We start from the raw sequence: 22,908 nt of genomic DNA on the forward strand, positions 1-22,908 counted from the left end.
CGGGGTAGGGCGCCACCGTGGGTGGGGGTTGAGTGGGTGGGCGTGCCAGCGATCCCGGGCTCAGTGCTCGGCCGGTGTCATCGGTGACGGTGAGCGCGCCGGGGTATCCGGTGATGGTCAGGACGCCTCGATGGTGTGCCCGGTGGTGATAGGGGCATAGCAGCACCAGGTTGGCTAATTCCGTGGGGCCGCCGTCTTCCCAATGCCGCAGGTGATGGGCGTGCAGACCGCGGGTGGCACCACAGCCGGGCACCACACAGCTGCGGTCGCGATACTCGAGTGCGCGGCGCAGCCGCCGGTTGATCAGCCGGGTCGCCCGCCCGGCGCCGATGACCTCGCCGTGGCGTTCGAACCACACTTCACAGGTGGCATCACAGCTCAGGTAGCGGCGTTCGGCGTCGGACAGCAGCGCACCCAGATGCAGGGCCGCGGCGCGCTGCTGCACGTCGAGGTGCACCACCACCGTGGTGTGCTGCCCGTGCGGGCGGCGGGTCGCCTCGGCGTCCCACCCGGCCTCCACCAAGCGCATGAACGCCTCGACGGTGCCCGGCAACGGCGGCCGCTGACCCCAAGCGCGGTCGCCGTCGCCGTGCTCGCGCGTGAACTCGGCGATCAGCGCATCACGATGAGAGGCCAACGCCGCCTCGAACTTCGCGGCATCGGGTTGCGGAAGTCTGATCCGCCAACAGCTGCCCTCGTCGTCGGAGGACTTGGTGATCGAGGCCTGCGGTTCAAGCCCCTCGGGCCGCGGTTCGGGGTCGGGTCGCGGTTCCAGCCTGACCGCGCTGCGCAGCTGGGTAACCGTCGCGACGCTGGCCAGCTGCGCGTAGTGCGCATCAGAACCCTGACCGGCACGCGCCGCGATCACCCCGACCTGATCCAGCGACAGCCGACCCTCCCGCATACCTTGGGCGCAGCGGGGAAACTCCTGCACCCGGCGCGCGATCGTGCTGATCGTGTGGGCATTGGCCGGCGAGCAACCCGTCTTCGGGGCCACCAACGCCGGCACCGACCGCGCACCGGTAACACCACCGAGCTCGTCGCGATCAATCTCGGCCACGATCTCCACGATGCGCCCATCAATCGCGTTGCGCTGACCGCACAACTCCGCCAACTCCCCGAACAACACCTCAAGACGCTCGCTCGCGGTCACCCCCACGGCGCCAGCGGATGCGGTCAACGACATGACCACATCATCGCAGCCACCACCGACAAAACCGGCCTCCCTCGATCCCGGGCCCATACGTGCTGTGCGCAGATCGAGCTTCAGACGCTGATATGCAAGGGTCGGCTGCCACCGCTATAAGGATTCCGGTCTCCACGACGGGTCGCGGCCAAGCCACGCCAGAAGCCTTGCCTGCGCATCGGTCTCGTCACCGACCGGGACGGGCGCACCGAACATCCCGGGCGCGGCCAGGGCCTGGGGGTCCGAGGGAAGGCCGGCGGAAAGCGCTTCACACCAAGCGGGGTCCAATCGATCGTCGGCGCCCACCGCGCGGGCGAGGTCCCAGGTATGCACCAGGACATCACGCGTCAGGTTCGGCATCAACCGGTACTGATCTAGCTGTGTGGCTCCGCCGGATCCGAGAGCCTCCGTCAACGAGTCGTAGGTGAGTTGCCATCGCACCCCAGGATCGTCGCGTGGCCGGTCGGGCTTCAATCCCAAGGGACGCAATAGAAGAACGTCATGGAACCCGATCACGTGCTCGAGCACACCGCGGGCGTCCCATGCATCACACGGCGATGGACGATCCCACTTGCCGTTCGCTGCGGCGACCGCCGCACCGAAGCGGAGGCACACCGTCAAGTGAAATTCGCCGACTTCATCCATCGCCGTCGCGTGGGGATTCGGGCACCTGCAAGGTCAACTCGACCGGACAGCAGAGCGCACCATGCTGATTGGTCACCTGGATTTCGATGTCGACCAGGCAGCGCGGCGGGTCCACCGAGTCGTCTCGCCGCTTCGCGAGGGCACGGCCTCGGCCGATCATCGTGTCGCCGGCATACACGGACCCTGCGAGCCGCATGGACCGTCGCACCACCCGGGAGCGCGGGCCCGCCCAGTCCATCGCGACGCGGTCGGCGAATCCGGCCAGGTGCATCGTGTTCACGTAGATCGTCGGGTTGCCCTGAGCTTGAGCGTATTCCGGATCGAAATGGCCGGGAAAATAGTCCCACGTCGCTCCGGCATTCTCCACCACCCGTTGGTAGCTGATGTGGTCGATCTGCTCGGGCAGGTCGACGGGAACGGTGATGTGATGCCAGTCCAGGCCGTCGCCGCTCATGGGGACGCTCCGGGAGTGAACCGGAACAAGGTGTTGCGGCAGGTGGCCACCACGGTCCCGTCCTGGCGGCGGTACGTCTCCAGTGTCTCGACGAAATGGCCGATGCCCAGCCGTGTCCGCTTTTCGGGCGACACCGAAACCAGCTCGTCGACGACGGTCAGCACGTCGCCTTCGACGATGGGATGGGGAAACTCAACTTCGTTGGCCGCGTTGATGAATGTGGTTCCGGGCAGCGGCACCCGCAGGGCGATCAGCGAAGCCGCCTTCCTACCTCCTGGCGTCCATGGCGGTGCAATCAGCCAGCCCATCAACAGCGCCGGCGGGGCCAGCAACCCGCCCCAGTGCAGCCGGGCGAAATCGGGATCCCAATACGAGCGGTTGGGGTCGCGGACCATCGCGGCGAACAGCTGAATGCGTGCCGCGCTGACGGCGGTGGCGGCGGTGCGGGGTTCGCCTTTCGTTCCGACCATCCGCAGCGCATCGTCGTACGTGCCGAAGGCCAGTCGCTGACCGATATCCTGATCCACGTAAGGGTGCCGCTCACATGACGAGGGGGTGTCGACTCGGGGCCGAATCCCATTGCAACGTGCGGGAAGTGTAATACCAGCCGCCCCGTTCGTAGATCAACAAGTCATGAAATACCCCGGTGGCCCGCAGCACGGTGTCGCCATACATGGCGGCGAAAAGCACGGCGACACAATGCTGCGTCGCATTGATACCGTCGACGCTGATCTCGTGATCGACGGTGACCAGTCGCTGGCCATCACCACCGTCGAAGGCCGAGCGCAGGTCACTGAACAACTCACCGTCACGGGTGTAGCTGGCGCCGGTATGGCGGAAGGTGGCGATCCAGCCGTCGCGGTCGCCGTCCGAAAAAGCCCGATTGTGCCGGGCATTCAGATCGAGGATGTCAGCGCGTCCGGTGGCGCCATGGAGCATTTGCTGTTCCTGATAGGACATGGTCATCGCTTTCCAGCCTCTCTCGGAAATGACTGCCAACGCTGGGCTGACGGAAACATTAAGGCAACTTACCGACTATTAGCTGACATCTAACCTAACGGCTAACGATATACCCCCTGCTCTCACGATCCCACGCTCCCGGATTGACGCCCCTTTCGCGCAACAAGTCTTTACGTATCCGGCCAATCACATTCTTTGGGAGCTCGCTGACGATCTCCACAAATCGCGGCACGCAGAAGTAGGGCATGCGCGCCGCGCAGAAGTCGAGCAACTCCGCGAAATCCACTGTGGCATCGGGTCGTAACGTGATGACGACCAGGACGTCATCCTCTCCCAACTCGCTGGGTACGCCGACGGCGGCGGCCTCCGCCACCGCGGGATGCCGCATGACAACGCTCTCCACTTCGACCGAAGAGATGTTTTCGCCCCGGCGGCGCAGCGCGTCCTTGATTCGGTCGACATATGTCAGATTCCGATCGCAATCGAGCCGCCCGAGATCGCCGGTGCGAAACCATTCCGGATGCGGCTTTATCCGCGAATCCGCGTCGACGTAACCTTCGCTCATCACGTGGGGATACCGTGGCCGACAGGCGATCTCACCCACGGTGTCGGTGGGCAACGAATTTCCTTGCTCGTCGAGGATCCGCACATCGAAATCGGGATTGGGCTGTCCCGAGGTTCCGGGGACCCCGGTGTCGGCAAGGGCCTTGACCGCGATCGGAAACGCCTCGGTGAGCCCGTACATCGTGACGATGCGGCAGCCGTAACGCTTTTCGATGTCCCGGTAAGAGTTCGCGTCGATCGGCGCGGCGGAGATGAACCGCAGGGGCAGCCGTGCGTCGCCGGGATCCGCGGGAAGAGTCTGCAGCATCGAAACCATCGCCCCGGCGCCGGCGAATCCGATGGCGCCGTGGTCGCGTATGTCGTCCCAAACCTCGCCCGGGTGAAAAGCCCCGGCCAGCACCGTCGTCGCGCCTACCAGCATGGGCGCCAATATGCTGGGCGCCGCGCTGAGGTGGAATAGCGGCATCGCCGTCCACAGCACCTCGCCCGCGCGAAATTCCCAGGCCGACGCGACGGTTGCGGCCACCGAAAACAGGTATTGCCAGGTTGTGGCAACCGCTTTGGAAGGTCCGGTGGTGCCCGACGTGTAGAACAAACAACCGATTTCCTCCGGCTGGGCGGGGCTGTCGGCGCGTGCATCGTCGGTCGCCCGACTCAGCATCGCCGTCAGTGAAGCATCCCGCACCACAATGCTTGTCAGGGTCTCCACCGCGTCGGCGACCTCGACGGCGCGCGGGCGGCGTTCGAGGTCGGTCAACACCACCTTGGCCTGTGATAGCCGCAGCGCGTGCAGCAGGAAGTCGCCCTTGTTCGCGGCATTTACCGCCGCGCTCACCGCCCCGATCCGCGCAGCGCCTAACCAGAAGTAGACCCACTCCGGGCACGTGCCGGTGAACAACGCGATGCGGTCACCTCTCCCGACACCCAAGTCCGTCAACAGATTTGCCGCCGCGCAGGACCGCTGGCGCATCTGCTCAAAGGTGACGTCCACACCGGCGATCGACATCATCACCCGATCGGGGTACTGCTGCGCGCGGCGATCGAGCACGGCCGGCACGGTGAAACGATCGACGCCGAAATCGGAGGGCTGCGCGGGCCCGCTGCGGTCAGCGCACATCAGAAGTTCGGCTCTGATCAAGCTTTGGCGGCCGCGGGGTCGGGCTCGCCGTTGGCGCTATAACCGAAGTCGGAGGGTGACGGCTTTGCACCGGGGTAGAACCGGTGCGCCCAGCGGCGCAGGGCCGCGTAGTCGTGTGCCTCTTCGGGAGCCAGATTCGGCTTCTCCAGGTACTTCATGTTCTCCCAGGTGAAAAAGTCTTGCTTGATGACCTCTTGTTGCAGGGCAAGGAACCGCGCGGCCCGCCCCGTGGGCACGTCCCCACCGTCGCCGGGTTCACGCACGGACGCCTGGGTGTAGAAGTAGTCGGTGTAATCCTCGTCGACCGGCGTCTGGCCGGTGACCTGCACGGTGGCCACCAGTTCGCTGGGAAAGCGCACCACGCCCAGGCCCAACGAGTAATTGTCGTAGATGATCTTGGCGTCGACCGGACCGTTCGGGGTCAGCCACGTCTGCGCGCGTCCACCACCGAAGTGGGCGTTGACGGTGGCATGCAGGTGATAGCCGGACACCTCGAACGACGCCGTGGTGGCCGGATTCGCGGCCTTGTGCACGTACTGAACGTGGTAGGGGTCGGCCGCATTCTCGATGATCATCTGCGGATGCACCTTGACCCGGTTGAGCATCTGGGTGTGCGGGTGCAGCGGGTAGTACTCGTTGGTTTCCAGTTCCGGCAGCACCGGCGGCTGCCAGTACGGCGCCCGGCCGTGCCGCTCGTGCCAGGCCAGGATGAAGCCGTACCACTCCATGCTCGGATAAGTCCGGATGCGGACGTTGTTCTTGCAGCCGATCTTGCTGTAGGGAATCAGCGCGTTGGTGCCATCGCCGCGCCACTGCCAGCCGTGCCATGGGCAAACGATGTTTTCGCCTTCCACGCTGCCGCCGACCCCGAGGTTCGCGCCGAGGTGCTGGCAGTAGGCATCCATCACGTGGACCTGGCCCGACTCGGTGCGGAACAGCACTAACTCCTCACCGAAGTAGTGCGCGCGCCTGACCTGGCCGGGAGCCAGGTCGGTGCCGAAGGCGACGATGAACCAGCCCGTCGGGAAGCGGTACGTCGACAGCGCGATGCCGGCCTGACCGAACTCGCGTTCTGACGGATCAGATTCTGGAATCGTATTCGCCACGAGAACTCCGTTTCCCACGCGGCCGGGCGCATTTGGGCCGCTCTTACCTCACCGCGTTTCGACGACTAAAGTCTATTTTTACTATTTTAGACATTGAACGTCAACGCGGCGCCGGCCGGTCGTCGCGTGTCGCCTGAGCCAATGGGGGTTCGCATGACGGCCGCTGCGGTGGACCTTTCCGATTTCACGTTGTGGCGTAACGGTTTTCCCGACGAGCTATTCGCCGAGCTGCGGCGCACCAGGCCGCTCTTTCGGCACGACCTGACACCGGGTGTCGCCGACACGGTCCAGCGTCAATTCTGGGTCGCCACCAAACACCGGCATGCGGTTCGCCTGCACCGCGACGCCGAGTCGTTCACCGCCGCCGACGGCCCGCTCATTCAGCCGGTCGCCATGTTCTCGTCGTTCCCGACCATCATCACGTTGGACCCGCCGGAGCTGAACAAGCGCCGCAAATTGATCTCCAACGCCTTCAACCCTCGTGCGATCGCCAAGCTGGAGAACGGTATCCGGGCGCGTGCGGCGCGGATGATCGACGGCCTGCTCGCGCACGGCGGTGGAGACTGGATCGAGGACGTCGCCGATGCGTTACCGATGTCGGTCATCGGCGACATCATCGGCGTCCCGGAGGAGGACCGGCCCCGAATATTCGACATCTTCGACCGCATCCTCAAGGCGCTCGCGCCCGAGGCGCAACCGAGCGGGCAGGTGGAACTCGAGCTCTTTGGCTCGGTCTTCGAATACGCGATGGAGCTCACCGCCGAAAAACGGCGCAATCCCACAGACGACATCTGGAGCACGCTGGCGTCCGCGGTGATCACCGGCGACGACGGCGAGCAGTTCAGCCTGCCCGAAAACGAACTCGAGTTCTTCTTCTTCGTGCTGGCGTTTGCCGGCAGCGACACCACCAAGAACGCACTGGCCATCGGGTTGCAGGCGTTCGTCGCCAATCCCGAGCAGATGCGGCGGTATCGGGAGCGGGAGGATCTGCGGGCCGGCGCGGTCGAGGAGGTGTTGCGCTGGGCGTCACCGGTGGCGTACTGGACGCGCACCGCAAAGGTTGACGTCGAGATGGACGGTCAGCACATCGCCAAGGGCGAACGCGTGGTGTCGACCCTTCGTTCGGCCAACCGCGACGAGGAGGTCTTCGAGTCCCCGTTCACCTTCGACATCGGCCGACAGCCCAACCCGCACGTGGCATTCGGCGGCGGCGGGCCGCACCACTGCCTGGGCGCGATGCTGGCCAGGGCGGAACTCCGTGCGGTGCTCGACGAACTGTTGCTGCGCTGCGACGACATCGAAATCGGTCCGGCGAAGGTGGCGCATCCGAACCTGGCCACCAATATGTCGATCTACGACGAGATGGCCATAAAGCTGACCGAACGGCGCTGAGGCCGCGGCATGAAACGAACAAATACGTGGCTCGCGTGCGCGCTAGCGCCGGAGCTAGCGCGCGTAAAACTCACCTAGTGGTGCGCAAGCAAGCGGCGCCCCGGCAGTATTCAATCCTGCAACCGCAATGCGGCCTTGGGACATTGGTCCACCGCGGCGCGCACATCGATTTCCAGACGCGGCGGCACTGGGCCGTCCGCGATCTGCACCACGTCGGCGTCGCCCAGCTCGAATACCTCCGGCGCAAGCGATTCACAGAAGCCGTTGGCTTCGCACAAGTTCTCGTCGACCGTTACACGCATCGATTACCCTCCACTTCTCTAGAGGCCCTTGGGTCGGGTCCCGATCACCCCGCCGGTCGCGAGGCGTGTCAATTCTTCGTCGGTCAGCCCGCACCGGTCGCGCAGTATCTCCTCATTGTGCTCGCCCAGCTTCGGTGGCGGCCGCAGCAGCCACTTGTCCTGGCCGGCGAGCCGAGCGAACGGCGGGCACGGATACAGGCCCAGGCCGGTACTCGCGTGATGCAGCGCCTCGAAAAAGCCGCGCTCGCGCAGTTGCGGGTTGTCAGTGACCAGCGACGGTGACACGACGGGAGCCGCGGGAACATTCGCACCCGCCAACCGCTCCACCGTCGGGACAAGAGGCTGCCCGGCGAACCAATCCGCCAGCCTGGCATCGATGTCGTCGGCTCGTTCCAAGCGCCCTGCCACCGTGGACAGCTCCTCGTCGTCACACCATGCTGGTCGCCCCATCAGGTCCACCACTGCCCGCCACTGCGCGTCGTCGCGCACGGTGACCGCGATCCAGTCGTCCGATCCGGCGCACCGGTAGATGTTCTGGATGGCGGCGCTGTGACCGCGGTTGCCGCGACGGCTCAGCGTCTTACCGAAAACCTCGTACTCGATCGCCTGGATAGCGGTCGCGTTGAGCACGGTTTCGAGCATCGGCAACTCGACCAGTTGACCCGTCCCGGTGCGTTCGGCGAAGCTCAGCGCGGCCAGCACGGCGAACGCGGCGTGCACGCCGGCCAGCGGGTCGCAGGCGCCACGCGGGGTCACCGGCGGCGCCTCCGGCAGGCCGGTCACCCAGGCCAGTCCTGCGATCTGTTCCATGGTGGGGGCGAACCCGACGCGCTCTCGCCACGGCCCCTCAACGCCGAAGGCGGGCATCCGGGCGAACACCAGTTTCGGGTTGACCTTGCGCAGCACGTCCTCGGTGAGCCCGAATTGCTCCATCACCCGCGGCGAGAAGTTCTCGATCACGACGTCGGCGCCGGCGACCAACTCGATGAACAGGCGGCGTCCCTGCTCGGATCCCAAATCCAGTGTCACCGAACGCTTATTGGTGTTCATCGCGTGGAACACCCAGCCGTACTCCCACCAGTCGTCCACGTCGGTGCGCATTCCGCCCGAGTATCGGATCCCGTCGGGACGCTGGATCGACTCGATCTTGACGACGTCAGCGCCGTACGCGGCCAGCAGGTGGGTTGCGGCGGGGCCGGCCCAGAACGCGGTGAGGTCAACGATGCGAACACCGGCCAGCGGTAACCCGTCCGCTGCCGGTTCGACATCGGGTTCCGCACGGCGCCACGGGGATTCGCCGTCGGCCTCACCGAGAACGGGCGTGTCGCCGACGGGTGCGGGCGCACAGACCGACATCAGCCAGGGTGGCCGGGGCTGATCGAACCCGGTGGGATTGCGGGTGAAGACCCCGCGCTCGCGCACATATTCCAGGTCCCGAATGGTGGAGCCGTTGCCCAGCGCGGCGATCGGCAGCCGGAACAGCTGTCCGAGTTCGACGATTTCGGCGACGGTCCGTTCGGCCAGCCACGGGCGGATCTGCTCGCGGATCAGGTCGCGGTATTGCCACCGGCCGATCTGAAAACGCAGCTGTTCAATCTCCTCTAACTGCGGACATTCGACCATCGCGGCGAAGTCGAGCCACTGCTGACCGGTGACCATGGTGATCCCGACGTACCCGTCCTTGGCGGGTTCGACCGACGGCACCTCGGTGGTGCGGCGGATCGGCGGGACGCGCAGCAACTGTGAATGCAGCCATTCGCTGCTCTGCATGGTGGTGATGGCTTCCAGCATGGACAGGTCCAGGTGTTCGCCGGGCCCGCCCTGCTCGACACGGCGGCGCAGCGCCAGTACGCCGAACGCGGCGAACACACCACCCATGTACTCGCCGAGGTCGCCGCCGATGGAGATCGGCGGCCCGGCGGGATCGCCGCGGAAGCCGGGCGACCCCGCCCAAGCCTGCAGGGTGAACTCGGTGGCGGCCCGGTCCGCGTAGGGTCCGGTCCAGCCGAAGTCGGAGATGGTGACGACGATCGCGCGCGGCGAGTGTTCCAACAGTTGTTGCGGGTCGACGCCCAGCGCCGCGGCGCGCGCCCGCCCGGCGGTCACGACGACGACATCGGCGCCGGCCAATTCGTCGCGGTGGCGCTGCGAGCCTGCGGCGAAAGTCATGCTGCGCTTGCCCGCGTTGAGGTAACTGAAAAACGGTGCGCTGTGTTCTTCGGCGATGGGGGAACCACTGGCGGAATACCGGCGTAACCAATCCCCTTGCGGCGGTTCGATTTTGTGTACCCGCGCGCCGGCATCGCGCAGCAGCTTGCCGCAATAGCTGCCCGCTATGCGGTCACTGATCTCGACGACACGCAAATCGTGTAGCGGTGTCGGTCGGCTTTCGGAGCGCTCGCTCAAGTGCATCCGCCCTTCCGATCGACGAGCGACCAGAGAAGCTATTTATATCATTACTGCTAAAATAGCTAAGCCAGCGAGTTGCATGTGTTTCGAGGATCGGATGACCGCCTTGGGAATTGGCCCCGACGCCCGGCGCCGGTTGTCGGCGCCGCGGATCGCCGAAATCGTAGCCGATGAGTTGCGCCGTCAGATCATCGACGGCGAGCTCGCCGACGGTGATCTCTTACCGCGCCAAGAGGTGCTCGTCGAGCAGTTCAACGTGAGCTTGGTATCGCTGCGCGAAGCCCTGCGGATCCTGGAAACCGAAGGCCTGGTCTCGGTGCGGCGCGGCAACCGTGGTGGGGCCGTCGTCCACGCCCCGGCGAAGACCAGCGCCGCCTACATGCTCGGCCTGTTGCTGCAAAGCGAGTCCGTCGAGGTCGCCGACCTCGGCATGGCCTTGCAGGAACTCGAGCCGGCCTGCGCCGCCCTGGCCGCCCGCCGGCCGGACCGGGCGGACACCCTGGTGCCCGAACTCACAAGGATCAACGAGTCTATGGCCGAAAACCTGGACGATGGACGGCTTTTCACCGAGATCGGGCGCGAATTCCATGACCACGTCGTTCGGGGCTGCGGGAATCACACGATCATCGCGGTCGTCGGAAGCCTGGAGACACTGTGGAGCAGTCACGAACGGCAGTGGGCCGACGAGAGTGCGTCGCGTGGCACCTACCCGTCGCTCACCCAGCGCCGCGCGGTGCTCAACACGCACGTCAAGCTGACCGAGACGATCGCCGAGGGCAACGTCGACCGGGCCCGCCGCATCGCCGGTCGCCATCTGGCCGACACCCAGACCTATGTCTTGTCCGGTCAGCACGACCAACGCATCTATGCGCTCTCCCCGCAGGCGTTGTCGCGGCCGCGGGATATTCGGCACTCTTGACGAACGGCCTGCAACGGTCATGCGAACCGCATTAGTCACCGGCGGAAGCGGCGGGATCGGAAAAGGTTGCGCGCTTAAGCTGGTTCAGCGCGGTTATGACGTGGTGCTCTCGGCGCGCCGCGAGGCCCCCTTACGGGCGGCCGCAGCGGAGATCGGTGCCCGCCACGTCGTGGCCGACGCGTCTGATCCCGACGGATTCGCCGCCGCGATAAGCACATTGGAGACAATCGACCTCGTGGTACACGCGGCCGGAGCCCTCGGCGGCACCTATGCGCGCAAACAGACCTTCGAGCAGTGGCAAGCCATCATGTCGGCCAACCTGGATTCGTGCTTCGTGGTGACCTCCGCGGTGCTGCCGAAAATGGGAGCGGGCTCGCGGCTGGTGTTTATTTCGTCGTCGGCGGCACACGAGCCGATGCCGGGCCGCACCGCTTACTCCGCCTCGAAAGCCGGCATGAATGCCTTCGCAAGAGCCTTGGCCCTGGAAGTCGATCGCGACGGCATCAGCGTGCACATCGTCACGCCCGGACCGGTGGCCACCGAGATGCTGCAGGACGTCCCCTTCGAGATGTACGCGATCAAAGTGCCGGACGTCGCCGAGACGGTCGCCTGGCTGGATACCGTCGACCCGTCGGTCGACCTGCCGGAGATCCGGCTGTCGGCCGTGGAGCGCGGCCCCTTCGCGCGACCGCCGGTCGTCCCCACCGAAGCCCGGCGCCGCGCGCAACGGGGCTGAGGTCTATGGCGCGGGGAAGGCTTTGATCACCGATTCGCCGAACTCGTGCAGGGATTCGGGGGCGGCGAAGTCAGCGAACCAGACGTAGAACCGCTCCACCCGCTGGGCGGCCAGACCGCTGAAGTGCCCGATCAGCTCGTCCGCATCGCCGCAGACGAGTCCGGACCCGAGATTGCCGAATCGCCGGGCACTCACCTGGCGCACCGTGTCGGGGTCGCTGCCCGACCGGACAAAGCCCACCATCTGCTGAATCGAGATCCGGGCCGTTCCCGCGGCTGGGGCGAGCTTCGGCAGCCGGTCGAGCTGGTTGGCCGGCAGATTCCACCAATCCGCGTATTTGCGAACAAGTTCCATCATCTTGGGTCCGCTCCCACCCAGGATCAGCGGTATCGGGTACGACCTTCGCGGAGCTTGCGGAGTTGGGCCGGCTTGCTCGTCACCGTCACCCCAGTACTGTCTGATCAGTTCCAGGTGGCGGCCGAGTTGCTCGACCCTCGCCCGCGGATCCTGTTGACCGACATCGAATCTCGTGAATTCCGCAGGCCATGATCCCGCGCCCAAGCCGAGCTCGAACCTGCCTTCCGACGCCTCGGACAAAGTGACGGCTTGTTTGGCGAGCACGGCCGGATGCCGAAACGCGTCGCACAGCACCAGGTGACCGATCCGCAGCCGCTCGGTCTTGGCCGCCACCCAGGTGGCAATGCCCAGTGCCTCCCAGATGCTTTCGCCGGGCAGACCGGGGGCCTCGAGGTGATCGATGAAGGCGATCCCGCCGAAACCGCTGGCCTCGGCGTGACGTGCCCGGTCCGCGATGTCGGCCGCCGCCAGCCTCACCTGCGGCAGGAACAGATACCACTCGGCCATGCGCCACCTATGCGTCCATGCGATTGCGACGGCATCGCTAGTTTATTATCTTTACTATGTTAGAGGTCTTATGGATGTCGGACTGAACTCGGAGCAGCTGTCGCTGCGCGACACCGTACGCGACATATTACGTACGGAGTGCCCGCCCGACGCCGCGCGTCAAGCGATCACCGATCCCGAGCGCTGGCGCGCCCTGTGGAAGACCGTCGTCGATCTCGGCTGGACCGAGCTCGCCTCCCCGGCCGAGGAAGGAGCCGGCGACTACGGGCCGGTCGAGCTGGCCGTCGTTCTGGAGGAATGCGGCGCCGCCATTGCGCCAATCCCGTTGCTGGGCAGCGTCGGTCTGGCCGCGGGTGTGTTGCGCAACAGTGGGCTTGACTCGGTGCTGACCGACATCGCCGGTGGTGTCGTGGCCACCCTGGCCGTCCACGCTCAAGGATCGCGGCTGCCCGGCGCTCCGATGGCACTGCATCAGGGACGGCTGCGCGGCACGGCCGTTGCGGTCCCCAACGCGGCGCGCGCGGAGCTCGTCGTCACGCTGGCTCGCTCCGACGACGGTGAGACCGTAGCGGCCGTCGCCCGCTGCGGTGACGGGGTCACCGTGGTGCCGGCGGCCGAATCCACCGATCCCGCCCAGCCGTTGGCCGGCCTCGAGATCGACGCCGCGCCCATCGCGGTTGCACCGGTTGACCTCGACGTGGCGCTGACGGCGCCGTGGGTGGCTTCGGCCGCCGACCTCCTCGGCGTGGCGAGCGCCGCGTTGCGCCGCTCGGTCGAATACGCGAAATCACGACGCCAGTTCGGCCGGCCGATCGGCGCGTTCCAGGGAATCAAGCACGCGCTGGCCGACAACTACGTCAGCGTCGAACGCGCCCGCAGCCTTACCTACGCGGCGGCGGCCCGGCTCGCCGATCCGGCCACGCCGCCCGCCGACGTTTGGACCGCCGCGGCGCTGGCCAAAGCGGCGGCCAACGACGCCGCCGTCGGTTGTGCACGCACCGCGGTGCAGGTACACGGCGCCGTCGGTCAGACCTGGGAACACGATGCGCACCTCTACGTAAGGCACGCCTGGCAGGGCGCCACCATGCTGGGTGACAGCCGCTCCCTGTACTACAAGGTGGGCCGGCGATTTTGCGGGGGTGCCGCATGAACTTTGTGGTAGCGGAATTCAGCGCCTGGCTGGCCGAGTTCCTACCCGATGACTACTACACGAACTATCGGCAGTACCGCTGGGATCTCGGGTTGCGGCGCGCTTACCAGCGCGCCTCGTTCGAGGCCGGGTGGCTGCAGCCGACCTGGCCCCGCGAGCACGGCGGTCGATCACTGGGTTTGCGCGACGCCATGGAGGTCCGGATCGAGGCGGCGCTGCGGTCCGCGCCCAAGTTGCCCAACGTCCAGGGCCCCGGGGTGGCCGCCCCCGGCATCCGCCAGTTCGGCACGCCCGCCCAGATCGAGCGCCTGCTCGTTCCGCTGCTGCGCGGTGACGAGTGGTGGGCGCTGGGTATGTCCGAGCCCGAAGCGGGGTCGGATTTCGCCGGCCTGCGCACCCGCGCCGAGCGCGACGGCGACGTGTTCCGGGTGAACGGCCACAAGATCTGGACCACGCACGCACACGTGTCGCGGTGGTGCACCTTATACGCCCGCACCGATCCCGAAGCCCCCAAACACCGCGGCATCTCCTGCCTGATCCTCGATCTGCATTCGCCCGGGGTCAGGATCGAGCCCATCCGGATGGCGTCGATCTCCGACGAGACGTTCTGCGAAGTCTTCCTCGACGACGTCGAGGTGCCTGCCGAAAATCTGCTGGGGCCGCTCAACGGTGGCTGGACGGTCGCCCTGTCGTCGCTGCACCATGAACGGCAGATGATCTGGATCATGAACTGGGTCGAGATCAAGCGCGGTCTCGACTCGGTGCGTGAAGCCGGAACCGTGGACTCGAGTCCGGACGTGTATGCAGAACTCGGTTCGCTGCTGGCGGACGCTGAGGCGTTGCGTGCCACCGGATATCGCGCTTTGGGCAACGAACTCGCGGGCCGGCCCAGCCCGGAAGCCGACATTATGAAGCTGCTCGGATCGCTTACCCTGCAGCGTGTTTGGGACCTGAGTGCGGCCGCCACGGGTCCCGATTCGGCCACCGATCCCGACCTACTGTTCGAGCGCCAGGACGCGTTGGCGGCGACGATCTACGGCGGAACGTCGGAAGTTCAGCGCAACATCATCGCCGAGCGGCTGCTCGGGCTGCCGAAGGGATGACGACAATGGATTACGACCTCGGCGCCGACGCCGGACAGCTGCGCAGCCACCTGCGCGAGCTGGTTGCCAATCACATCCCGGCCGACTTTCTGGGAGCCTGCACCGAGAACCCGCAGGACCTCGCCACCACCGAGACATTCTGCAAACTGCTGGCGACCGAGGGGCTGCTGGCGCTGGCATGGCCGAAAGAGCATGGTGGCGGCGGCGGTTCGGTCTGGCAGCAGACGGTGCTGCGTGAGGAGATGTGGGCCCAGCACGAACCGCGCGGTCCACAGTACATGGGCATCAACTGGGTCGGGCCCGCACTGATGCGGTACGGGACGGCCGAACAGAAGGCCAAACACCTGGCGGCTATCGCATCCGGAGATGTCATCTGGTGCCAGGGCTTTTCCGAGCCGGAGGCCGGAACCGATTTGGTGTCGTTGCGTACCCGCGCTGTTGCCGACGGTGACGGGTGGCGCATCACCGGTCAGAAGGTGTGGACGTCGTACGCGCTGATGGCATCGTGGTGCGTGTTGGCGGCGTGCACCGATCCCGATGCTCCAAAACACAAGCGGCTCACCCTGTTTCTGATTCCGATGGACCGAGCCGGCTTCACCGTCCGACCGATCCCGTCGATGCTGGGACCGCACCACCTGAACGAGATGTTCCTGGACGACGTGCAGGCGTTTCCCGGCGATGTGCTCGGCGAGGTCGGCGACGGATGGCGGGTGATGCGCGAAGCCCTGGCCTTCGAGCGCGTGGGCATCGCACGCTATGCACGCTGTGAATCGCTGCTCGAAAGGATGCGGGCCCAACTCGGCGACGACTGGGATCGACTGCCCGAAACGATCCGCACCCGATGGGTGCGGGCACTCGTCGACCTACGGGTCGCCCGATTGCTGGCCTATCGCGCGGTATCGCTGCAGGACGACCCGGCTGCGGGGGCGGCCGCCAGTGCCGCGCGCATCATCACCACGACGTGCGACCAACTCGTCGCCGAGCTGCTGTTCGACGTGCTGGGCCCGACGGCGCTGGACAGCGGAAGCTCCGCGCCACTGCACGGGGCCATCGAAGACCACTGGCGTTACGCGCAAGCGGCCACCGTCGCATCGGGCACCATCGAGGTGCAGCGGATGCTGGTGGCGCGGGACGTGTTGGGAGAACACAGGTGAAGACCGATCTACCACAGGATGTCAGCGACTTCGCCGCCGTCGCCCGCAAGCGGCTCACCCGATTGGGCGGACCAGCGGCCGCGCTGCGCGCCGAGACCGACGACGGAATCCGGGACGCGGCGCGCTCCGCCCTGCACGACGTCGGCGCCTTCGACCTCGACGTGCGCTCGGCCCCGGATGACCTACTGGCCGCGGCGGTGCTGTGTCAGGCCGCCGGCGCCACCGCGCTCCCCTACCCGTTGGTGGAGGAGCTGCTGGCGATCGATGGCGCGCGCCTGGCCCTGGTCAATCCGGACGCCCCGCGCATCGACCACGGCGATCTGGACGGTGACTGGGTAGCGGCGGACCTGGACGGAAATCGTTACCGGCCTCAGCCGGCCTCGCGGACCGGCGCCAAGCTGGGACCGTTTTTGGTCCCGGCCACCTTGAGCGCACCCGAGGGAACCGTGCCGGCCGCCGACGTTAACCTTCATCTTGTGCTGGGATCATGGCGGATTCTGGGAGCGGTGCAGCAGTCGTTGCAGATCGTCACCGAGCATGTACGCACCCGGATTCAATTCGGCAAGCCGCTCGCGGACTTTCAGGCCGTCAGGTTCGCCGTGGCCGATGCGGCCGTCGCGGTCCGCGGCCTGCATGAACTTGCGAAGTACACCATTTGTCGCCCGGAATCGCTTCCGGCGCAGATCCATTCCGCCGATGCCCTGATCCTTCGGCTCAAGGCCGCCGACACGGCACGACAGGTGATGCGGTCGTCCCACCAATTGCTCGGAGCGCTGGGCTTCTGTGACGAGTCCGACGTCAGCGTGCTCGATCGGCACACCCAACCGCTGATCCGATTGCCGCTGAGCACCGAGGAACTCACCTTGCGCCTGATGCCCTGCGTGTCGGATGGCTCATTCGAGACACTGTTCAGCGGGCCGGTATCGGCGTGACCGAATCCCCCGCGGCCGCGATGAAGCCCAATCCGTTCGACGAGGGAATCCCATTCGCGACAAAGTTGCACGAACTCGCCGAACGACGCCGCGACGATTTAGGCGTCACGATCGTCGCGCTCGACGGCATCGCGGAGTCGATGACGTTCGGTGAACTCGATGCCCGCGCCAACCAGTGGGGCCGGGCTCTGGCCGGCCTGGGCGCGCAAACCGGTTCTCTTGTCGCACTGGCCATTCCGAACTCGCTACATCTGGTGCTGGCGACCCTGGGGTGCTGGAAGATCGGCGCGGTCCCCGTCCCGATGCACTGGGATCTGCCCGAATGGGAGCGAGACCGGGTGCGCGAGGTGATCGACCCCGCCGTCGTGGTTGACGAAAGCACGCGGTGGGAGTTGGAGACTTGCGCGGCCGGCGAGTCGACAAGCCCGCTGCCCACCGCGGTTTCCCCACACGTCAACGGCATCTGCAGCAGCGGTTCGACCGGCGTACCGAAAGTGATCCTCAGCTTGGCACCGTCGCTATGGACACCTCAGCACGGCGAGCCATTTCTGTCGAACTGGACGCCGGTGGCGCAGCCGCAGACCATCATGGTGCCCGCACCCATGTACCACACCAACGGCTTTGCCACTTTTTTCTTTCTGCTTGCCGGCGACCACCTGGTCATACTCGAAAAGTTCGACGCCGCACTGGTGTTGGATGTGATCGAACGATTTCGGGTCACCAACTTCACCGCCACTCCCACCATGCTGGCGCGCATTGCGGCCCGGCCGGATGTGCGCCAGCGAGACCTGTCCAGCGTCGTCTTCATCCTGCAGGGCGCCGCGGTGATGCCGCCGTCGCTGATGCACACGTGGTTCGAACTCCTGAGTCCGGAACAGATCGTGTCTGCCTACGGCATGACCGAGAACCTCGGACTCACCGCGTTGCGCGGCGACGAGTGGCTCACCCACCCGGGCAGCGTCGGCCGCGGTTTCCGCGACACCGAGATCCGGATCCTGGGCGCCGACAAACAGCCGCTGGGTCCCGGCGAGGACGGCGACGTATACCTGAGGGCGCCGATGAGTGCGGGGTCCCGCTACCTAGGGGGTGCGGCACCGCTGCCGTCGACCGAGGACGGCTTCCGCTCCGCCGGCGATATCGGTCACCTCGACGAGGACGGCTTCCTCTACATCGTCGATCGCCGCGTCGACATGATCGTCACCGGCGGCGCCAACGTCTTTCCGGCGGAGGTCGAGTCCGCACTCGCGGGCCATCCGGGCATCGCCGACGTGGTGGTGATCGGGCTGGCTGACGAACAGTGGGGGCGCCGGGTGCACGCGGTGATTCAAGTCGCGCAGGGCACGCCGTTGACCGAACAGCAGGTCATCGAGTACGCGAAGGGCCGGCTGGCGCACTACAAAGCCCCCAAGACCGTCGAGTTCGTCGACGCCATCCCCCGCACCGCGGCCACCAAGGTCAACCGCTCGGCAATGATCGCGGCCCGGGGCGGTTAGGTGATGGAGCTGCGGCCCAGAATCGACTGTTGTTCGTAAATTCCGCGAGCCGTGGATCGAAGCCAGAGGTGATCGCCCGGTTTGACACCATGTTCGCGCGTCGACGGCTGACGATGCGCCAAGGCTGCGCGGCGCCCCCTGGACCCGCGTAAACCAAAGCCGACGCATCACTCGCAAAGTTTGGTGACAACTGGGTGATGCTCGCGACGGACGGTAGCGCGCCGATATCCTTGCCTCACGTAGCTTGGCTGGCGTCGCCGCGCTGCTGCTCCGACGCCAAGTACTTGACCATTTGGCAAAGGTTGACAACAGCTGCGCTCAACTTGGAGATGGTGGCGTCCCGATCTTCCACACACGACTGCCAGTCCGGGAACTCCTGCGGCAATTTGTGGTTGTCTGCGTTGAGGTGGATTTTCTGCTCGATCTGGTCGCACAAATCCGCGAGCGTTAAGTGTCCTGGCGCAGCGATGTCGGAGAACCATTTATCAGGCATGTTCAGATCGCCCCTCGTCGAAGAAACAAAGCTTCCGCATCTCGCAGGCTATCCCTTTTGTGCAGGTGGGGCGGGTACTAGCCAATTCGCTGACTCGATCCGGCAACGGCCCGAAGGCTGCCAGATCGCCCGCGGAAGCGGGCTGCCTGCCCGGTGGGCGGGTACCCGGCGGTCCGGCGTTCACACGCAAACGGCGACGCTCGGCGATTCCCGGCCTACGTCCTTGTGCGCGCCAACCGGTGAAATAGCCCAGCCTCGGCGGCCCGACCGCCTCACCGATCGCTTCACCAGGCCCCGCTCCACCCGGCGATGGCGACGATGACCCGCCGCCATTCTGACGCGACGGATTCGTCTGAATCACCACATCGAGCATGGTCCCTGTAATACGTTTCGGCAGCATGACGGGGTCTCTGTGTTGCCGAGTCGAACACGAGTCTCGCGCAACACCCGCAGCAATATATGACCTGCTGATGAATGTCGAGCGTTGGCCACAGTTCCTACCGAATGTGTCTGCCGCGTCATGGGAACGGCGCGGAGAGCCCGACACCGAACGGGGTGGCATCAGACTAATGCGCATCGGGCACAGCGTGATTCGCGACACAGTTGTCGATGGAACGCGACCGCACCACCATGCGTATGTCGCATCGTTTCCGTGGTATACGCCGCTGAAGGACTACCGCGGCGATATCCGCATCGAAGATCGCCCAAGCGGGTCGCTCATCATATGGACCGTGACTTTCCAACCGCGCATCCCCGGCCTTCCAAAGAATCTGATGCGGGCCAGGATCACCGCTTCATATACGCGCCTCGCGGCGGGGCTGGCCCGAGAAGCGGAGCGCTCCACCTGAATCCAATAGCCGCTCTTGGCCCGATCCGGCAATTGACTCAACGCGGGCTTCGCGTTACCGGTCCGACGGCGAAGAGGCGCCACTCGCCGGGCACGCCTTTCAGCCCGTGAGAGCCGCGGTCCTCGAACTCGAGCCCCGACCCGATGACAAGGTCGCGCAACGTGCTTGACACCAGCACATCGTTTGGGCCGGCCAGTGCGCTCACGCGCGCCCCGATATGCACCCCGATCCCACCGATGTCATCGCCACGGATCTCGCACTCGCCGGTGTGCAACCCGGCACGCACCTGGATGCCGAGCGCCTGCACCGCATCACGAATCGCCATGGCGCAGCGGATCGCTCGCTGCGGGCCGTCAAACGTCGCAAGAAAACCGTCGCCGGATGTGTTGACCTCGCGTCCCCGAAACCGGGCGAGCTGCACCCGCACGACCGCGTCGTGCGCATCGAGCAACGCACGCCAGTCACGGTCACCCATCTGCGCAGCCCGACGCGTCGAGTCGACGATGTCGGTGAAGAGCACCGTGGCAAGAACCCGGTCGTCGGAGACCTCGGGCTGGTGGCCGGTGAGGAACTCCGCGATCTGCTGAAAGGACTCACGCCACGGCTCGACAATGTGGTAGAGGTTGCGCCCCGGAAGCTCGACATACTTCGCGCCCGGTATGTGATCGGCGATGTACCTGCCCTGTGCGGGAGCGATGAACTCGTCGTCGGAGTGATGGACGACGAGCGTGGGCACGCGAATGGTCGGCAGGACGGCCCGCACATCCTGTTTGGCGAACACTGGCTGCATGAGGGCGACCGTCCGCGGGCTCGACGTCAACCGTTCGAGTCGGGCCCAAGCCGCGCGGATCTCCTCGTTCCACGGCATGTCCGGGTTGGTCGCATGCAGGGTCTCGCCCGTGCCCCACAGGGCGAAGGCCGCAGCGGCGCCTTCCTCGAGCTTCTTTCCTTGGACGCCTTCGGCCAAGGGATCCGCGTAGCACTCGAGGGCGATCAGCGCCGTCGTGCGGGACGGATGCGTGGCCGCGAAGAGCGCGGCCGGCGCGAAGGCGCCGTCGATCGCGACCAGAACCGCTTCGCGGCTGCCCAGATGATCCAGCACCGCGGTGATGCTGTCGGCCCACTGCTCCATGTTCGGGAGCTCATCCGCCGTGACGAAGTCGGATGCGCCGGTGCCCGGCTGGTCGAAGAAGATCAGCCGACCAAGCGAGGTCATTGCCTCGACCCAACCGTGAATAGACGGCGACTCGGGGAAGACTTCGCAGTTCGTGATCCAGTTGGAGACGAATACGATGTCGCGCTCACCCTCGGGCGATGCGCGGTAGGCGACATGCAGGTCGCCGTTCATCGCGTAACGCGTCTCCGAGAACATTGCGGAAGTCTATTTCCGCAGGACCGGATTGGCAGACGTTTCTGCTGCTCAACGGCGGAAAGGTTGGGATCGGTAGCAGAATCAGACGCAAGACTTTTGCTCATCGTCGGCAACCGGCCGACAGCAGTGAAAGCAACGCGTCGTGGCCGCCATCCACACGATGAAAAGGCTTATCGCCGGTGTACTGATGTCGAGCGGCCCGGCGGTTGCCGGTGCCGGACTCACCGCAGGCACCGCCCAGGCGGATAACCCCGATCGGGGCCCGGCACACCAGTGGTGCCCGGGCGAGCCGCTGCCGGCGACCGGTAACCATGTCACGGACCCGTTCCGTGGCTGGGACATGAACGTCTGCCACACCTACTACTACCTCTGGCCCGGGATGGGTAGCATCTCCAACATGATCTAAGACGGCGACAACCCCCGCCGAAGCCGCCACCGCCGCGGGCACTCATCACCAGAGACAACTGCCCGCAAATACTCGGTATCTTGTGCCCCAAGGCGTGAGCCGCACTTCCCTTCGCGGCGACTCGCGGTAACCTCATTCTCATAGCGCGACCTGCGCGCTATGGAAGGGGACCAAGCGCTCATGGCCGACCCCAACGATGACGGCGAAATCACGCGTGGCGACCGCTTCATCAAAACCGCTGTCGCAATACTGGGCGAAACCGGGCGCACCGACTTCACCGTGCAAGAGGTGGTCGCGCGCTCCAAGACGTCGCTGAGAGCCTTTTATCAACACTTCAACAGCAAGGACGAACTGCTGCTGGCGCTGTTCGATCGAACCATCGCCCAATCGGTGCAGACGTGGCGCGCCGAAACCACGGGACTGGACAGCACCTCGGCACTGAAATTGCTGATCGACCGGCTCAGCCGGCAACCGGAGTCGAGCACCCAGGACAGCCTCAATCGCGCATTGACCCTCTACAACCAGCACCTGGCCGAGACTCGGCCGCGCGAATACGCCCGCGTGCTCTCTCCCCTGCACGACCTGATTTGCGACATCGTCGGCCAGGGCATCACCGAGGGCGTCTTCAACCCCGGTTTGGACGTCCGCGCAGCGGCCGCCATCGTCATGCAGACGATGATGGGCGCGCAGCGATTACATTGGCTCGGTTCGGAATTGAACGGGACACCGGTCGATGTCGGGCAGCTCTATGACTTCTGCAGCCGCGCCCTGGGCATCCGCGACGCCGACGAAGAATCGGCCGCCCCGTCCCTGTCCGAGCTGTTCAGCCAGATCGGCATGCGCCCCAGCACCCGCAACGGCGAATTCGCCATGACCATGCCGGTGAGTCCGGCGGTGGTCAACACCTCCGGGGCGTTACAGGGCGGATTGATCGCCACGCTGGTGGATGTGGCGGGGGGACAATTCGGGCTTGATTATCTGCAGCCGGGCACCACGATGACCACCGCGGATCTGTTCATCCGCTACCTGCGGCCAGTACGGCAGGGCGCGGCATTCGCGGTGCCCCGGATGTTGCGGTCCGGGCGGCGCGCGATGGTCATGCAAGTCGACATCTATGGGGACGGCGACGACGAGCTGCTGGCCACGGCGACCGTCAACTTCGCCGTCATCGACGGGACCAGACCCCAGCTTCCAAGCTGGCCGGAGGGCTAAGCCGGCCGAGGGCCGAGACACCTGACTACACAGAAGTGGTAACGTCATTACCAGGCAGTGAAAATCTAGG

Annotated in this window: 22 protein-coding genes and 2 pseudogenes; 12 read left to right on the forward strand and 12 right to left on the reverse strand. The window is 65.8% G+C overall.

Going from position 1 to position 22,908, the window contains the following annotated elements; genetic code table 11:
• From AC5Y4F_RS00005 to AC5Y4F_RS00035, 7 genes are all read right to left on the reverse strand, one after another.
• Positions 1-1,186: HNH endonuclease signature motif containing protein (locus tag AC5Y4F_RS00005; RefSeq protein WP_499994413.1), on the reverse strand; the 1,186-nt coding region annotated here is incomplete at its 3' end.
• 114 nt (positions 1,187-1,300) lie between these two features.
• Positions 1,301-1,831, reverse strand: a complete 531-nt coding sequence (locus tag AC5Y4F_RS00010; RefSeq protein ID WP_067937667.1) for a maleylpyruvate isomerase family mycothiol-dependent enzyme — start codon at positions 1,829-1,831, stop codon at positions 1,301-1,303.
• Positions 1,824-2,285, reverse strand: a complete 462-nt coding sequence (locus AC5Y4F_RS00015; RefSeq protein WP_067937669.1) for a MaoC/PaaZ C-terminal domain-containing protein — start codon at positions 2,283-2,285, stop codon at positions 1,824-1,826. Before AC5Y4F_RS00015 ends, AC5Y4F_RS00010 begins: the two co-directional genes overlap by 8 nt.
• Entirely contained in the window at positions 2,282-2,812 is a 531-nt protein-coding gene (locus AC5Y4F_RS00020) for a MaoC family dehydratase (RefSeq protein ID WP_067937670.1), read from the reverse strand. The genes AC5Y4F_RS00015 and AC5Y4F_RS00020 overlap by 4 nt, the downstream gene beginning before the upstream one ends.
• Positions 2,813-2,825: 13 nt before the next feature.
• On the reverse strand, positions 2,826-3,251 hold the full coding sequence (locus AC5Y4F_RS00025) for a nuclear transport factor 2 family protein (RefSeq protein WP_067937673.1): 426 nt from the start codon (positions 3,249-3,251) through the stop codon (positions 2,826-2,828).
• Positions 3,252-3,339: 88 nt separating this feature from the next.
• Positions 3,340-4,926, reverse strand: coding sequence for an AMP-binding protein (locus AC5Y4F_RS00030; RefSeq protein WP_499994414.1), 1,587 nt, complete (start codon positions 4,924-4,926; stop codon positions 3,340-3,342).
• A gap of 17 nt (positions 4,927-4,943) precedes the next feature.
• Positions 4,944-6,053 carry an aromatic ring-hydroxylating oxygenase subunit alpha gene (locus tag AC5Y4F_RS00035; RefSeq protein WP_067937834.1) on the reverse strand — a complete coding sequence of 370 codons (1,110 nt, stop codon included), beginning with the start codon at positions 6,051-6,053 and terminating at the stop codon, positions 4,944-4,946.
• Positions 6,054-6,146: 93 nt separating this feature from the next.
• Here AC5Y4F_RS00035 and AC5Y4F_RS00040 point away from each other — a divergent pair, with 93 nt between their 5' ends.
• Positions 6,147-7,445 carry a cytochrome P450 gene (locus AC5Y4F_RS00040; protein WP_369829728.1) on the forward strand — a complete coding sequence of 433 codons (1,299 nt, stop codon included), beginning with the start codon at positions 6,147-6,149 and terminating at the stop codon, positions 7,443-7,445.
• A gap of 110 nt (positions 7,446-7,555) precedes the next feature.
• Here the strand turns inward: AC5Y4F_RS00040 and AC5Y4F_RS00045 are convergent, their stop codons facing one another.
• On the reverse strand, positions 7,556-7,747 hold the full coding sequence (locus tag AC5Y4F_RS00045; protein ID WP_067127944.1) for a ferredoxin: 192 nt from the start codon (positions 7,745-7,747) through the stop codon (positions 7,556-7,558).
• An 18-nt stretch (positions 7,748-7,765) separates the two neighbouring features.
• Positions 7,766-10,159: a CaiB/BaiF CoA-transferase family protein gene (locus AC5Y4F_RS00050; protein ID WP_067937681.1), complete on the reverse strand. Its 2,394-nt coding sequence runs from the start codon at positions 10,157-10,159 to the stop codon at positions 7,766-7,768.
• Positions 10,160-10,253: 94 nt separating this feature from the next.
• Here AC5Y4F_RS00050 and AC5Y4F_RS00055 point away from each other — a divergent pair, with 94 nt between their 5' ends.
• Positions 10,254-11,075, forward strand: coding sequence for a FadR/GntR family transcriptional regulator (locus AC5Y4F_RS00055; RefSeq protein WP_067937683.1), 822 nt, complete (start codon positions 10,254-10,256; stop codon positions 11,073-11,075).
• Between the two features lie 19 nt (positions 11,076-11,094).
• Positions 11,095-11,811 (forward strand): SDR family oxidoreductase, encoded by a 717-nt coding sequence (locus AC5Y4F_RS00060; protein ID WP_067937686.1) that lies wholly within the window; start codon positions 11,095-11,097, stop codon positions 11,809-11,811.
• Positions 11,812-11,814: 3 nt separating this feature from the next.
• Here the strand turns inward: AC5Y4F_RS00060 and AC5Y4F_RS00065 are convergent, their stop codons facing one another.
• A complete protein-coding gene (locus AC5Y4F_RS00065) occupies positions 11,815-12,675 on the reverse strand; it encodes an LLM class flavin-dependent oxidoreductase (RefSeq protein ID WP_067937688.1) in 861 nt (286 codons plus the stop codon).
• 70 nt (positions 12,676-12,745) lie between these two features.
• Here AC5Y4F_RS00065 and AC5Y4F_RS00070 point away from each other — a divergent pair, with 70 nt between their 5' ends.
• The 6 genes and pseudogenes from AC5Y4F_RS00070 to AC5Y4F_RS00095 all read left to right on the forward strand — a co-directional run bounded on the left by AC5Y4F_RS00070 (position 12,746) and on the right by AC5Y4F_RS00095 (position 18,507).
• On the forward strand, positions 12,746-13,825 hold the full coding sequence (locus tag AC5Y4F_RS00070; protein ID WP_067937690.1) for an acyl-CoA dehydrogenase family protein: 1,080 nt from the start codon (positions 12,746-12,748) through the stop codon (positions 13,823-13,825).
• A pseudogene (locus AC5Y4F_RS00075) lies at positions 13,822-14,445 on the forward strand (acyl-CoA dehydrogenase family protein); the annotation flags it as partial. The gene AC5Y4F_RS00070 and the pseudogene AC5Y4F_RS00075, both read left to right, overlap by 4 nt.
• Positions 14,446-14,502: 57 nt before the next feature.
• A pseudogene (locus tag AC5Y4F_RS00080) lies at positions 14,503-14,928 on the forward strand (acyl-CoA dehydrogenase family protein); the annotation flags it as partial.
• On the forward strand, positions 14,925-16,082 hold the full coding sequence (locus tag AC5Y4F_RS00085) for an acyl-CoA dehydrogenase family protein (protein WP_197520644.1): 1,158 nt from the start codon (positions 14,925-14,927) through the stop codon (positions 16,080-16,082). The pseudogene AC5Y4F_RS00080 and the gene AC5Y4F_RS00085, both read left to right, overlap by 4 nt.
• Positions 16,079-17,014 carry an acyl-CoA dehydrogenase family protein gene (locus AC5Y4F_RS00090; RefSeq protein ID WP_067937695.1) on the forward strand — a complete coding sequence of 312 codons (936 nt, stop codon included), beginning with the start codon at positions 16,079-16,081 and terminating at the stop codon, positions 17,012-17,014. The genes AC5Y4F_RS00085 and AC5Y4F_RS00090 overlap by 4 nt, the downstream gene beginning before the upstream one ends.
• 20 nt (positions 17,015-17,034) lie before the next feature.
• Positions 17,035-18,507 (forward strand): class I adenylate-forming enzyme family protein, encoded by a 1,473-nt coding sequence (locus AC5Y4F_RS00095; RefSeq protein ID WP_156750149.1) that lies wholly within the window; start codon positions 17,035-17,037, stop codon positions 18,505-18,507.
• Positions 18,508-18,742: 235 nt separating this feature from the next.
• On the opposite strand, the gene AC5Y4F_RS00100 is transcribed toward AC5Y4F_RS00095, so the two are convergent.
• Positions 18,743-19,000, reverse strand: coding sequence for a hypothetical protein (locus tag AC5Y4F_RS00100; protein ID WP_067937700.1), 258 nt, complete (start codon positions 18,998-19,000; stop codon positions 18,743-18,745).
• A gap of 398 nt (positions 19,001-19,398) precedes the next feature.
• Between AC5Y4F_RS00100 and AC5Y4F_RS00105 the strand changes: the two genes are divergently transcribed.
• Positions 19,399-19,848: an SRPBCC family protein gene (locus AC5Y4F_RS00105; protein ID WP_197520645.1), complete on the forward strand. Its 450-nt coding sequence runs from the start codon at positions 19,399-19,401 to the stop codon at positions 19,846-19,848.
• 37 nt (positions 19,849-19,885) lie between these two features.
• On the opposite strand, the gene AC5Y4F_RS00110 is transcribed toward AC5Y4F_RS00105, so the two are convergent.
• Positions 19,886-21,220, reverse strand: a complete 1,335-nt coding sequence (locus AC5Y4F_RS00110; protein WP_067937704.1) for an adenylate/guanylate cyclase domain-containing protein — start codon at positions 21,218-21,220, stop codon at positions 19,886-19,888.
• 142 nt (positions 21,221-21,362) lie between these two features.
• On the opposite strand from AC5Y4F_RS00110, the gene AC5Y4F_RS00115 reads away from it, so the two are divergent.
• Together AC5Y4F_RS00115 and AC5Y4F_RS00120 are read left to right on the forward strand one after the other, a co-directional pair.
• Positions 21,363-21,626: a hypothetical protein gene (locus AC5Y4F_RS00115; protein ID WP_067937706.1), complete on the forward strand. Its 264-nt coding sequence runs from the start codon at positions 21,363-21,365 to the stop codon at positions 21,624-21,626.
• A gap of 180 nt (positions 21,627-21,806) precedes the next feature.
• Positions 21,807-22,838: a hotdog fold thioesterase gene (locus tag AC5Y4F_RS00120; RefSeq protein WP_067937708.1), complete on the forward strand. Its 1,032-nt coding sequence runs from the start codon at positions 21,807-21,809 to the stop codon at positions 22,836-22,838.
• Positions 22,839-22,908: the final 70 nt, after the last annotated feature.

Source organism: Mycobacterium sp. NGS56, from assembly GCF_059812425.1.